Consider the following 13,960-nt stretch of genomic DNA (forward strand, 5'->3'; position numbering starts at 1 on the left):
ATATAGGCGAAGCATGAGCCGTATATGCAGTTGGTTATCGAACCAGTTAGTGGATCAGTGACACGTACAGAGTGACGGAAAGCATGTTTGATTCTCCCTGTCTTTTGTTTCGCCTATCTTTCCATTCCTTGATTAAAAAGCCTTCAGCCAAGGTAAGCCCTTTACATATCTTGCCTAATTTCTCTTCCCGTTTTTATCCGTTTTCTTCAAATAATGATAGTAAGAAACCATCTTACCCAAGAATATTCTATGTACATATTTCAAACTAAATCTATGCATTATTCACAAACAGAGTTATGAGTATCAACTTAGCACTCCTTGCTGCCTTATTCGCTTCTTTACTGCCATACCTGCTACAATCGGTATCAAGAATGTAATTTAGCTACGGCAGTCAGAGCTTTAGTAGTTTTACTTATGGACTTCCTGACGTGATCCATAAAAAATAAAAAGAGCCACCACTCAAAAGTGATAACTCTATCAAAAATTATCCCACAAGGGATCTAAGCCCCAAAGCACTATTTACACCAAATGGCAAGCTACTTTTCTACCTTCAACTTCCCGTAGTTCTGGTTTGGAGGTTTTGCAGATGTCCTGTGCGAAGCTACACCGAGGGTGGAATTTGCATCCTGTTGGTGGGCTGGATGGTGATGGGAGCTCCCCTTTTAGGATGATTCGTTCCTTTACCTCGTCAGGATCAGTTTTTGGAATGGCTGACATCAGTGCTTTTGTATAGGGATGAAGCGGTTCTTCAAATAATTGCTCTTTATCAGCGACTTCCACCATTTCACCTAAGTACATGACACCTACTCGATGGGCAATATGCTCGACTACCCCTAAGTCATGAGAAATGAAAATATAAGAAAGACCGAGCTCTTCTTGTAAGTCCTGTAATAAATTCAAAATCTGAGACTGTACAGATACATCTAGTGCCGACACTGGCTCGTCCAACACAACAATCTTCGGTCTCAAAATAATCGCCCTAGCAATTCCAATTCGTTGCTTTTGTCCTCCAGACATTTCATGTGGGAAACGTGCCAAGTGACTTTCTGATAACCCGACTAATTGCAACGTCTCACTCAATAGCTGTTCATGCTCTTGCCTAGGAATCTTATGTGCAATTAAGGGCTCCGATAAGATTTCTCTAATACTCAGCTTTGGATTCATGGACGCCATTGGATCCTGGAAGACCATCTGAATATCCTTTCGAATATGCTTCATCTCTCGCTTGCTTAAAGTCGTGATATCCTTCCCTTGAAAAATAACTTCACCACTTGTTGGCTCTATGAGCCGTAGTACGCAGCGACCAGTTGTTGATTTTCCACAGCCTGATTCGCCAACAATCCCGATCGTTTCCTTTTCATTTAACTCTAAACTCACGCCATTCACGGCATGGACATATTGCTTTGACTGGAACCACGCTGATTTAGCAGCGAACCTTTTCTCTAAATTTTTTACTTCGAGCAGAGCCGTTGTCATAGAACCGCCTCCTTCTTCTCATATAGCCAACATCGACAGGATGTTTGACCATCTAATTCAAAAAGTGGAGGAACGGTGTTCTCACAAATATCCATCGCTTTTGGGCAGCGGTTGGCAAAACGGCAGCCATGTGAGTACTGATCAGGGGTTGGAACCTGTCCGACAATCGATTTCAATCGCCTTTCCCCTTTTGATTGGTGGGGGGTTGATTGGATTAAGCCAATCGTATAAGGATGCCGTGGGTTCCGAAGCAGTGTTCTCGTATCGGTTGATTCTACGACCTGTCCCGCATACATAACGACAACTCGGTCACACATCTCCGCTACCACACCTAGATCATGTGTGATCAACAGAATGGACATATCCAGTTCATCCTTAAGTGAGCGTAGCAAATCCAATATTTGTGCCTGAATCGTTACATCTAATGCAGTTGTCGGTTCATCAGCAATAAGCATAGCAGGATTACAAGCAATCGCCATCGCGATCATGACACGTTGCTTCATACCACCTGATAGGCGGTGAGGATACTCATAGTAAATATCATCTGCACGCGGGATTCCAACAAGCTTTATTAGCTCTACAACCTTTTTCTTAACGGCTGCGCCTTTTACCTTTTCATGCTTTTCAATCACTTCACCAATCTGCTTCCCAATGGTTAAGACCGGGTTTAGAGAGGTCATTGGATCTTGGAAAATCATTGAAATCTCTTTTCCTCTGATTTTCTTCATTTCTTTTTCAGATTTGTCTACGAGATTGTTATTTTTATAATTTATGTAACCATTTGTAATTTTACCGTTTTTATCAAGTAACTGAAGGATGGATAGTGAAGTAACACTTTTCCCACAGCCTGACTCCCCTACTAATCCGAGGACCTCCCCTTTTTTCACGGTAAAATCAATATGATCAACAACCGTTAATGGACCATTTTTCCCTTTAAATTGAGTGGTTAATCCGTTTACTTCTAATACATTTGACATAGTTTTCCCACCTCCTTACTCTTACCGTGTTGATTTCGGATCAAATATATCGCGCAATGCATCACCTAAAAGGTTGACTGCAAATACAACCATCGTGATGGCTAATCCAGGAAATGTAGACAACCACCATGCATCGTAAATATAATTTTTCCCTTCACTAAGCATCGTTCCCCATTCCGGAGTCGGAGGCTGTGCACCCAAACCAATAAAGCTAAGTGCGGCCGTATCCAAAATCGCGACACCGATAAAAAGTGTAGTAAAGACAAGCAATACACCAGCTACATTAGGTAGAAACTGCCTAAGCAAAATCCAGCTATGCGAGCTGCCAATGGACCGGCTAGCTTCTACAAAGCCGGAGGATTTAATCGTCAAGGCTGCTCCTCTTATTAATCTAGAAAAACCTGGTATTGATGCAATTCCAACAGCAATCATCGCATTTGTTAAGCTAGGTCCTAAAATCGCAACAATCGCTAGAGCCAGGATTATGCTTGGAAGAGCTAACAAAATATCCATGATTCGCATTAACACATTATCTACCCAGCCACCAAGATAGGCACATACTAACCCAATTAGCGTCCCGAGAAAAAAAGTTATGGCCACAGCTAGCATGGAGACCTTTAACGTAACTTGGACCCCGAAGATTAGTCGTGAAAGAAGGTCTCGGCCAATCGGATCCGTTCCTAATAAATGCTCCTTGCTTGGTCCCTCTAAAATAGACTCATAAAACAATTCCTCGGGGTTGTATGGTGCAAGTAAAGGAGCGAATATACCGATTAGGGCAACGATAAAAAGGAAAAGTATACAAACTACTGCACGCTTATCCTGAGATAACTTCCTTAGTGTATCTGATTTGATCTTCAATGGCCCACGATGTGTAACACGAGCCTGGATGGGTTTATACGTTTCTAGTTTTGCCATGTATCACGCCTCCTTTGTGCCCATTTCCACCCGAGGATCAATCATGCTGTATAAAACATCTACAAATATATTAATCGTTACATACACAACACCCATAAATAAAACAATTCCTTGAATAAGAGGAAAATCTCTCGACATGATTGCCCCTATTGCTAATGTACCAAGGCCCGGCCAGTTAAATACTTGTTCGATAATGACCGTTCCACCAAGTAAAGCTGCCAACTGCAGTCCAATCACCGTCACAACCGGGATTAATACATTTCGTAACGCGTGACGGAATAATATGAGTCTATCCTCAAGCCCCTTGGCCCTTGCAGTCCGAATGTAATCATTCGAAAGAACCTCGACCATTCCGTTTCTCGTTAAACGCATAATCATCGTTGATGCGACCACACCAAGTGTTACGGCTGGAAGAATAAGATCTCGAAAACCTGTTCCATTTGCAATCGGAAACCAGCTGAGCTTAACTGAAAATAACATGATTAGTAGAATAGCTAACCAAAAGCTTGGAATCGATACCCCTAATGTGGCAAAAGCGGTACATAGTTTATCAATGAATGAATCTTTAAATCTAGCAGCTAGAATTCCTAATGACATTCCAATAACAACGGCGACAAATAGCCCAAAAACGGCTAGCTTAACCGTCTCTGGAAAACGGTCTAAAATTTCCGTTAAAACCGGTCTACCTGTTTTTAAGGATGTTCCGAAATCACCTTCAAACAACACATTCATGATATATTGCCCGTATTGAACCAAAAGGGGCTTATCAAGCCCCAAATGGTGTGTTAGTTTTTCCACCTGCTCTGGTGATGCATTGATTCCGAGCATGATTTTAACCGGATCACCTGGAATAAAGTGAATCAACAAAAAAGAGAAGATGGAAATTCCGAAGATTACTAGAATACCGGATAACACCCGATTAATTATGAACTGCTTCATTACCGCTGCACCCAACTATCATGGAATTCGATTGTAACACCTTCCAATTTCACGTTTTGAATTCTTTTATTCACTACATAAAAGACCTTTTCTGCATAGATAGGAGCCCAATATGCGTTTTCAACGATAATCTCTTGTATTCGGGCATACACTTGTTTTCTTTCTTCAGGATCGATCGTTGTTCTACCTTTGTCTAACAATCCATCCAGCTCAGGATTTTTCACTCGAACATGGTTTAAACCGCCAATCTGACTTGAGTGGAATAGCAGTGATAGAATATCAGGATCAGCGTATGAGTAGGCTAGGAAGGATAAATCATATTCTCCCTGTGAAACCTTTTCAATTAATGTTCCTGCTTCCATAGATTGAATATTCACATTGATTCCAACCTCCTTCAGCATGGCTTGAACCATTTGACCTGCTTGGTTATGCTGTGCCATAATGGAAAGCTCAAATGCAAGCTCCTTCCCACCCTTTTCCATCATTCCATTACTATTTTTCGTATAGCCTGAACTCTCTAATAGACTTACAGCCTCATCTTTATTTAATTTATGACCATAGTTTTCTACCTTTGAGTCATAACCAAAAATAGTTGCTGGTATTGGACCAAAGGCTGGTGTTCCCTCACCGCTTAGGACTGCCTTGATGATGGCATCTTTATTGATAGCCATATTGATGGCTTTCCTGACGTTAAGATCTGATAGCACTTTATCCTCTAAATTCATTTCTAAAAATAATCCTAAGCCTTGACGTTCTGCTTCTAAAACGTAGTAATTAGGGTTATTGCGATACTTTTGAACATTCTTAGGAGATACATTCATGGCTACATCAATCGAGCCACTATCAAGTGCTGCTAGCATCGTTTGTTCATCCGCAATAAATTTATAAACCATTTGATCTGGATAGGCTTTTCCTTGGTTTTCTGTGAAGGCTTTCGGCCAATTAAAGTCTTTATTTCTTTCTAATGTAATCGATTGGCCTGTTACCCATTCTTTAAAGAAAAATGGTCCCGTTCCAATTGGATTTCGTCCATAATCATCACCCTGCTTTTCAATCGCTGCTAGGGATACCGGTTGTAAATATCCTTGACTTGCGAGGTTACGTAAAAATGGTGCTGATGGAGCAGCAAGCTCAATCACGAATGTTTGATCATCTGGAGCAGAGGTTGACTGGATTCCTGCTACCAAACTAGCAGCCACTGTTGCCCCAGTATCGGGGTTCAAAATCCGGTCAAATGTCTCTTTAAACACCTGTGCTGTTAACGGTGTACCATCTGAGAAGGTCACACCTTGACGAAGTGTAAAGGTAATGGTTTTTCCATCCTCTGATACGCTGTATTTTTCAGCCAGATATGGTTCTAAATCATTTGTTTCCGGATCAATCGCAAGTAATGTCCCACCAATATGGCTAGTAATCAGACCGGCAATACTCATAGCAGTTTTATGAACATCTAACGTATCAGGCTCTTGCATGGAAGCGATTGTAACCGTACCACCTGACTGTGGTTCTGAAGCCTTCTCAGGCTTAGAAGTGGAGGTAGAATCCTTACTACATCCATTCATTAAAACCAACGAAAGAACCAGCATTGTTAAAAACAAGAATGATTTAGTAAGTCGATTCATAACCATTTCGGAGTCCTCCCTATTCAACTTTTGGTGTTTGTCTAAATCCAAATGCCGCGCGGATAACATTGTTGTGTTCATCTTTCACAAAACGAAGTGCAAGTTCTGATTCTCTGAAGGAAACAATAAATGTATCGTTACCAATTGGTTTTATATCATTTAATTCAAATCCTTCTGCTTGAACCTGGAGCTTCCTATCTTCAATCCCCACTGTATATTTCGATCCTTCACCAGAAGCATATACACCTACATATTGCTTTAATTCTTCTTCAGAAATCTCTATTTCCACGTCAGATAAGTGAGAGTCTTTGACAGATTTTCCTAAATAATCAGCAAAAGCACTAAATAATAGTTTCGTTGATGGTACCCCTGCTAAATTAGCAAAAGACACTCCTGTCAATCCTAGTTCAGGAAGAATATTCAATTGAGCGGCGACTCCTTTAATAGACCCGCCATGGTCCACAAGCTTGTATCCATAATAGTCAGGAGTAACCATGACGCCATACCCATAGTAACGGCCTTTCTCACACTCAATATGTGGTGTCGTTATTAATTCCACACTCTCTGGTGTTAGTATTTGAGCATCTCCTACTTTACCTTGATTGCGAAAGATTTCAGCATATTTAAGCATATCGTTTACGGTTGATTTCAAAAATCCTGCTGCACGCATGGACGGTGCATCCCAAGGGTTGTTTGATTCAAAAATAATTGTTTTGTCATCTTTTTTACGAGAATTATAGAGTGATGAGATATCCTCATGACCGTTTAATTCTTCTAGATGGAAGACACTATTTTTCATCCCAGCTGGAACTAGAATGTAATCCCTTACAAATTGTTCGTATGAAACTCCACTTACTCTTTCAATAATCGCCCCTAAAAGTGCGTAACTATCATTGGAGTAACTAAACTCAGTTCCAGGTGCTCCAAGTAATGTAAATTCCTGTTTTGCGATGTCTTCCATTAGCTCTTCGTATGTCTCAACACTTGATTGTTCCTTCGTTGCTTCCTGCTCTACTTTCCCAATATCACCTTCTGAATTCACACCATCATCAAACTTTGGATCATTGGCCACCGTCTTACTTAAAGCCTTAAAAAGCGTTGGTAATGGTGGTAGTCCCGCTGAATGAGTCATGAAGTGGTGAATGGTCATTTGCTTTGTATATTCTTCATTCGATGTTTTAAATTCTGGTAAATATTTAATCACTGGATCATGTACATTCAGCTTTCCTGCCTCTTGCAATTGCATAATCGCCACACATGTAAAGGATTTCGTCACTGAACCAATTCCAAAAACAGTATCAGATGTCAATGGGAGATTGTTTTCAACGTCGCGGTATCCAAAACTATTTTCATAGAATAATTGGCCATCCTTCGCTAATCCAATTGAAAAGCCTGGAATATCATATTTTCCTACAAGCTCTTGGCAATACTGTTCGAATTCACTAGTAACTGTTTGTTGTGTCATTCAAAACCTCTCCCTTTTCCATACATTTTTTTATTATAAAATTGTACTAAGGTACAATTCACAACCAGTGCTACATTTTATAAAGTCATAGAATTTGAGCCTTGAATGGCTAATAGCAAAATGGCCATTAACACCTTTGATCCTTCGATTAAGTCATCGGTTACATACCGAATGGTTCTACCATCTAGTAATTCAATCGTGGGCATATAACTTACAACTGTCGCCATGTTGGTATGCTTAAATTCGATATCGATAGTATATAATTGTTCTTTTTTCAGCGGCTGAATGCTTTTAGCAGATTCAACAGCCAGTTTGGCAGTAGCTCTAATTTTCTCTTGTGCGACTGTTGGATGAAGAGATTGAGCTGTAAAAGCACCAATACCTTTTTTAACAGCTACTGTATGAATGCCTGGGATCTTCTTTTTCGCATCCTCACATATTTGTTGGTCACCAGTAAGTAAAGTCACCGGAACCTTGAAGTTACTTGCAACTGCCGCGTTAAAATCTGCTTCACTTGCTTCTTCTCCATTTAATAGGAGACGTTGAATGCAGCTCCCTAAAAAGGTGTGATTTAATATACTGTCTTTTTCTCCGGCTTTCCCATGAAATCCGATGAAAAAGATCGCATCGAAGGTCTCATCTAATCCTTGCATCATCAGTAATGGTTTATAAAAACCTCTAACTAATTCCGCTTTTGGATGAAGCTCATCAGGAATCAGATTTCGCATCGGACCATGTGATTCATTGACGACAATCTCAGTCGCACCAGCTTCAAGTGCACCTTCGATAGCAGCGTTTACATCCTGAGTTAGTAATCTCCTCGAGTACTCGTATGTGCGTTTACCCGGGATTGTATCCTCCCAATCGGTAACCCCTGAAATTCCTTCCATATCTGCTGAAATGAAAACCTTCACTCGTTCATCCCTCCTAACTCTAAAAAGTCATGAATCAGGCCCATATATTATTTTTAGAAAACACGGTTTTGTCTACTCGATATGACTCAAGTACTTGCCGGTTTACTTCATAGCCAATACCCGGTTTATCCGGCACATGGATGACTCCATTTTCCACGATGACTTCTGGCACAATAATGTCCTTCTCCCAATACCTTGAAGAAGCGGCTGTATCACCAGGTAAAACAAACTGAGGCAGAGTCGTTAAGGCAATGTTATGTGCGCGTCCAATTCCGGCTTCTAGCATTCCCCCGCACCAGACCGCAATTCCTTGCTGGGCACAATAATCATGGATTTTCTTAGATTCCGTAAGGCCTCCTACTCTACCAATCTTAATATTAATAATTTTACAGCTACCTAACTCAACCGCTTTTCTTGCATCCTCTACGGTGTGGATACTTTCATCTAAACAAATAGGTGTTGCTAGTTCTGACTGTAGTTTTGCGTGATCGATAATATCATCATGCGAAAGTGGCTGTTCAATCATCATGAGGTTTAATTCATCCAGTTTTTTAAGTGTGTCGATATCATCTAAGGTATAGGCTGAGTTGGCATCCGCCATCAGTAAGATATCTGGAAAATGTCTTCTTACTTCCTTTAGCATCTCATAGTCGGCACCAGGTTTTATTTTCACTTTCATTCGCTTGTAGCCTTCATTCACAAAGCCTTCAACTACATGAACAAGTTCATTCGCTGTAGGTTGAATACCAATACTGATTCCAACATCGATTTGCTGCTTCCTACCACCTAGTTCTTTGTATAAAGGGTTATTATTTCGTTTGGCATATAAATCCCAGACTGCGCCCTCTAACGCTGACTTTGCCATATTGTTTCCACGAATGGATTCAAATCGTTTCGAAACTTCATCAGGATGCTCAATTGGCGATTCTAGTAGTAAAGGAATTAAAAATTGTTGCATTATGTGCTTATTTGTTTCAACCGTTTCTTCGCTATACCAAGGGCTTGAAAAGGCGACGGACTCTCCGAAACCACTAGCACCCGTTTCATCCTCCATTTCAATCACGAAAAACTCTTTATCCTGGAAGGTTCCAAAGCTGGTAGTGAATGGATCGATTAATCGCATTACCAGACGGTGAAGGGTCACTTCCCTAATGGAAATTGGCTTATTGTTCATAATAGGTCCTCCTTACCTTAAGAAGATTCTTTGAAAATTTTCACCCATCAATACTTGGAGCTCTGCTACTGAATAGCCTCTTTTCAGCAGACCTTCAACTAACTTTGGAATTGATTCATGACCTGAAACGACATCAAATGGTTTTCTCGGCAAGCTGGCTAAATTATCAGGTGAGACATATTTCATAAAGTCCTCACAAAGGTCAAGCCCGAGTCCCACATGTTCGATACCTGCCACCTTTACCAGATGGTCGATATGGTTCATTAACTGTTCCAACGTGGAGCTTTCATCAGCATCCCCAACGAGCAGGCTAGCGGCATTGATTCCAATTACACCATTTGTTGCTTTGATCGCCTTTATTTGCTCATCTGTTAAATTCCGCATCGATCCACAAAGTAACCGAGCATTCGAATGAGAAGCAATCACTGGCTTCGTGGCGATCTCGATGACATCCCAAAAACCCTCATCATTTAAGTGAGAAACATCAATGATGATTCCAAGTCGTTCTGCTTCCTCAATGACCTTCACACCAAAGCTACTAATCCCGCCTTTTTTCCCTTCTTTTGTTGGTTGAAAGAAGCTCCCATCACCAACTGCATTTCTACGACTCCAAACAAGCCCAAGATTACGAACTCCCAGCTCGTAAAAGACACGTAACAAGCTAAGATCTGTCCCTATTGGTTCGGCCCCTTCCAGCGATAGAAGAAAGCCAATCTTTTTGTTTTTCTTGGCAATATTCATATCCTCTCCGTTTAAACAAATCATTAGCTTATCAGGAGACTCCTTAACCTCTTCATATAAAGCACTAATTTGACCTAATGCTTTCCGAAGTCCCATTTCTGGTAAGAAACCACTATCTACAAATAGAGCTGCGACAATGACATTCACACCACCTTCCACGAATCGTGGATAGTAGTCTGTCTCAATTACCTTTGTTCTCCCTCTCTCTCGTTGAATCTGAACATCCATTAATAAATCAAAATGGCCATCAATCACCAATGCGTTATGTAGGAAATCAGTAGAGCGCTTATTATTCATGATTCACCCCTCCTTTATAATGATAGACTTAGACGTCCATATTCTCTTTTTTAGTAAACGGATAAAATTCACTACTATTTTGGCCATAATTCGCCATATGGTTTTGTACCTTGGGATTACTAGTCGCCGCGATACTTGTCACTAGCAAATTTAAGAGTGAAAACGTGGGTGTAATTCCCTTTAACGGGATTGGCGTCGGTGCAATGACCCTAAATAAGAAATCAGCATACTGTCCAATTGGAGATAATCGATCATCTGTGATGGCAATAATACACGCCCCTTTTTTCTTAGCTGCCTTAACAAACGATAAGGTCTCCTGAATGTATCTTGGGAAGGAAATGGCGACCAGCACCGTGTTTTCATCTACCTTGGATAACAAATAATTGGCATCCTCTATTTCACCACGATATTGTGTAGTATTTCCAATCACGATATTCAAGGTATTCATGAACCAGCTCGCTGGACCATAGGAGGATCGGAATCCAAGGACAATTCGGTTGTCTGCTTCAATCAGTTTTTTAACGGCTTCTTGATATTGTTTGAAATCAATATCCTCTAAAGTGGCTTTGACATAGGCATTATCTTGTTCCATCACATATTGAATTAAGTTTGTATCCTTTAACGTATTGGATATAGTACGGAAATTTTCGATTGGGTTAGCGGGACTTGTCGTGTCTTCTAGTAAGCTCGTTTGAATCTCTTTTTGAAGCTCGCTGAATCCCGAATATCCTAGGGTGTAGCATAAACGAATGACTGTTGTCTCACTCGTCCCACACGCTTGCCCAATTTGTTTTGCAGTTTGAAACGCAACATCTCTTGGAAAATCAATTAGATGTTTTGCGATCATTTTTTGACGCTTCGTCATGTTATTGTAGTTTTTTCTAATATTTTCTGTGTATTTTTCCATTTATTTGAACCCTTTCTTCATGTTTAGCTGTTTCTAGTTGCGATTCCTTTAGGGGACTATTGCCTTCGGCTCCAAAACCTTCACGAGTGCAAGGCTCAGGATTTTTACACCATTTAAAAGAGCGTCCAGATTAAAGCTCATATTGGGATGGTGTAAGCCTGGTGATAGTCCTGTCCCAAGACCTACCATGGTTGCCTGCAGGTTCGGATACTTCAATTTATAAAAATGGAAATCCTCTCCGCCTGGTGTAACGGGTGCTGGAACAAGTCCCTCCTCTCCAAGCACTTCAACAATCGCCTCTTTGATAATATCCTCTAGTTCCGGACTTGCTTCAGCGGCCACCATGGAGGCTTGTGGTTCAAGCTTCACTTCGGCAAAATTAAACGAACCGGCCGTCAACACTGCATGTTGGACTTTTTCGAGCAATTCAGCCATCACTTCATTCCGATCTGCCCTTACATCAATACCAAATTCCGCAAAATCCGGGATGATATTGAGATTATCCCCACCCGCCTTGACCATCGTTACCTTAGCTGATGCTGATTCCATTGGATCCATTTTGATAGAATTGACAGCTTGAATGATAGCCCCTAGTGAGTCGGTAACATTTATGCCAAGATTAGGCCTTGCCCCGTGTGCCTGCACGCCTTTTACTTCACCCATCATTAACGTAGCCGCTCCGTGATAGATAGCCGGTGAAGCTACTCCAAATGGCATTTCCTGAATCGGACGAACATGAATGCCAAGCAGGTAATCGAGATCAGATATGACACCCGTTTCAATGATTGCTTTTGCTCCATTTCCAGACTCCTCAGCTGGTTGGAAAATAATTTTAATCAAGCCCTTCGGCTCAAATCCAATCTCCTTTAGACAAGTAATCGCATGAAGAACCGTTGTCATATGTCCATCGTGTCCACAGGAGTGATTTGCCTGCCATTTCCCATCCACAAGCTGCCATAACGCATCTATATCTGCTCTGATCCCGACGGTTGGTCCATCCTCTTTATTTCCCCAATAACCAACTACTCCTGTATGGTTATTAAACGTTTCATAAGGAATGCCCAGTTTTTCTAGCTTCAAACACAGAAATTTCGTCGTCTCAATTTCCCTCCAGCTCACTTCTGCGTGTGTATGTAGATAATGATAAGTTGATTTAATGGTTTCCTCTTGCCCTGTAACCCATTCGTTTATTTCGTTAATCATCTCATCCCTCCACTTTTTCTAGTATGTAAAAATGAATCTTAGAATCTAGTTCTCTTTGAACTCCAGTAATCATAAAGCCTCCTGAAAAAGCTTCACTTATCGCAACTTGGACGGCAAATCTCCATGCTAGAGCTACATCTGGATTTTGCTGCTTGATTAATTGAATATTTGATGGGACTGGAACACGGTATCCGCCTTGACTCTCTTTGATTTGTATCTCGTGCTGTACTGGAGTTGGATATTCACTGGTTTGATGAAAGCTGAGAAGAGATTCATAGTTGGTTTCCGTTTGATTTTTGAAGGCGCCAAGAATAGCAGCTTCTACACGTTTTGAACAGATATCCCATTCAATTAACAAACGATCTGTTGGGAGTCCTTTATTCAATTTATCGTTCATTTCACCGTAATAAGAGGGAATATAGCGTTTCGAATATGCCCCTAACTTACAAACATTAAAATAACCATTTCTTATTTCTAATGGGTCATAGGTCCAAACCATTTTTTTGTACCCGTACTCGATTGCCCATTCTCTCTGCTTGATCTTAAGCTGGTAGCCAATTCCAGTATTCTGGAATTCTGGTAATATACCTGTCATATGAGAGACTATATAGGACTCCCCATCCTTAAAGCCCGCGAAACCGTAGCAAAAACCCACTAACTGTTCTCCAGAAATGGCTCCAATCACAATCCCACCATGGTGGATCGAAGCTACTAGCTGTGGCTGAGGAGTAACAACATCCGGGCTCCATATTTCAGCTTGTAGCTTGACAACCTTATTTACATCCTCTAACTCTTCAATTCTTTTATATGTAATTCCATTTTGTAAACTCATAGATTGCTAGCCCCCATTCTACGTCTTCTATTTCGAATTACTAGCACATCATCCAATGGGTCCTTTTAGTAATAGGGTGAAATTTCCATTTTTGAAGTTTAGACTTTAAATTTCCGTTTTTTCTGAAGTTTCAGCTTTTTTTATTATTATATATGACTCATTTCCACAAAACAACACAAATAAAATTAAAATTCAAAATATTTTAAAAATAATGAATTCTATTAAGGATCTATTATACAACAGGCACATTTAGGGTAAATCTCCACCCCCAAAATCTAAAAAAAAGCACAGAAAAACGACTTGGATTCTCATTTGATACTGCGATTTTAACGCGAATCCTCAAAGCAATACGTACCAACTAATTGTTGGTGCAGGCTTTCATGATGTTTGGGAGAGAGTTGGTAAAGGGGATGGATTTACTGCATTACAGAATCCTGATTTATTAAACGCCTTTTCTTTACTAAGCCAAAAATCGACTATATATTCTTCAAAAAT

General features: G+C 40.6%; 12 protein-coding genes. All 12 read right to left on the reverse strand.

Going from position 1 to position 13,960, the window contains the following annotated elements:
- Positions 1-519 precede the first annotated feature (519 nt).
- Positions 520-1,476: an ABC transporter ATP-binding protein gene (locus CHI06_RS19260; RefSeq protein ID WP_095250237.1), complete on the reverse strand. Its 957-nt coding sequence runs from the start codon at positions 1,474-1,476 to the stop codon at positions 520-522.
- Complete coding sequence (locus CHI06_RS19265; RefSeq protein WP_095250238.1) at positions 1,473-2,453, reverse strand: ABC transporter ATP-binding protein; 981 nt, start codon at positions 2,451-2,453, stop codon at positions 1,473-1,475. The genes CHI06_RS19260 and CHI06_RS19265 overlap by 4 nt, the downstream gene beginning before the upstream one ends.
- A gap of 21 nt (positions 2,454-2,474) precedes the next feature.
- Complete coding sequence (locus tag CHI06_RS19270) at positions 2,475-3,371, reverse strand: ABC transporter permease (protein WP_095250239.1); 897 nt, start codon at positions 3,369-3,371, stop codon at positions 2,475-2,477.
- A gap of 3 nt (positions 3,372-3,374) precedes the next feature.
- Complete coding sequence (gene nikB / locus CHI06_RS19275) at positions 3,375-4,310, reverse strand: nickel ABC transporter permease (RefSeq protein WP_095250240.1); 936 nt, start codon at positions 4,308-4,310, stop codon at positions 3,375-3,377.
- A complete protein-coding gene (locus CHI06_RS19280; RefSeq protein ID WP_179292698.1) occupies positions 4,310-5,938 on the reverse strand; it encodes an ABC transporter substrate-binding protein in 1,629 nt (542 codons plus the stop codon). Before CHI06_RS19280 ends, nikB begins: the two co-directional genes overlap by 1 nt.
- Positions 5,939-5,951: 13 nt before the next feature.
- The gene (locus CHI06_RS19285; protein WP_095250242.1) at positions 5,952-7,397 is read right to left on the reverse strand and encodes a serine hydrolase domain-containing protein; all 1,446 of its coding nucleotides are present in this window, start codon (positions 7,395-7,397) and stop codon (positions 5,952-5,954) included.
- 77 nt (positions 7,398-7,474) lie between these two features.
- On the reverse strand, positions 7,475-8,311 hold the full coding sequence (locus CHI06_RS19290) for a M55 family metallopeptidase (protein ID WP_095250243.1): 837 nt from the start codon (positions 8,309-8,311) through the stop codon (positions 7,475-7,477).
- Between the two features lie 34 nt (positions 8,312-8,345).
- Positions 8,346-9,485, reverse strand: coding sequence for an o-succinylbenzoate synthase (gene menC, locus CHI06_RS19295; protein ID WP_179292699.1), 1,140 nt, complete (start codon positions 9,483-9,485; stop codon positions 8,346-8,348).
- A gap of 12 nt (positions 9,486-9,497) precedes the next feature.
- Positions 9,498-10,523: a dipeptidase gene (locus tag CHI06_RS19300; protein ID WP_095250244.1), complete on the reverse strand. Its 1,026-nt coding sequence runs from the start codon at positions 10,521-10,523 to the stop codon at positions 9,498-9,500.
- A gap of 28 nt (positions 10,524-10,551) precedes the next feature.
- Positions 10,552-11,430, reverse strand: a complete 879-nt coding sequence (locus CHI06_RS19305) for a MurR/RpiR family transcriptional regulator (RefSeq protein ID WP_095250245.1) — start codon at positions 11,428-11,430, stop codon at positions 10,552-10,554.
- Between the two features lie 48 nt (positions 11,431-11,478).
- The gene (locus CHI06_RS19310) at positions 11,479-12,633 is read right to left on the reverse strand and encodes a M20 peptidase aminoacylase family protein (RefSeq protein WP_095250246.1); all 1,155 of its coding nucleotides are present in this window, start codon (positions 12,631-12,633) and stop codon (positions 11,479-11,481) included.
- Between the two features lies 1 nt (position 12,634).
- Complete coding sequence (locus CHI06_RS19315) at positions 12,635-13,465, reverse strand: GNAT family N-acetyltransferase (protein ID WP_095250247.1); 831 nt, start codon at positions 13,463-13,465, stop codon at positions 12,635-12,637.
- Positions 13,466-13,960: the final 495 nt, after the last annotated feature.

Origin of the sequence: Bacillus sp. 7884-1 (genome assembly GCF_002272245.1) — a bacterium.
Classification (GTDB): domain Bacteria; phylum Bacillota; class Bacilli; order Bacillales; family Cytobacillaceae; genus Neobacillus.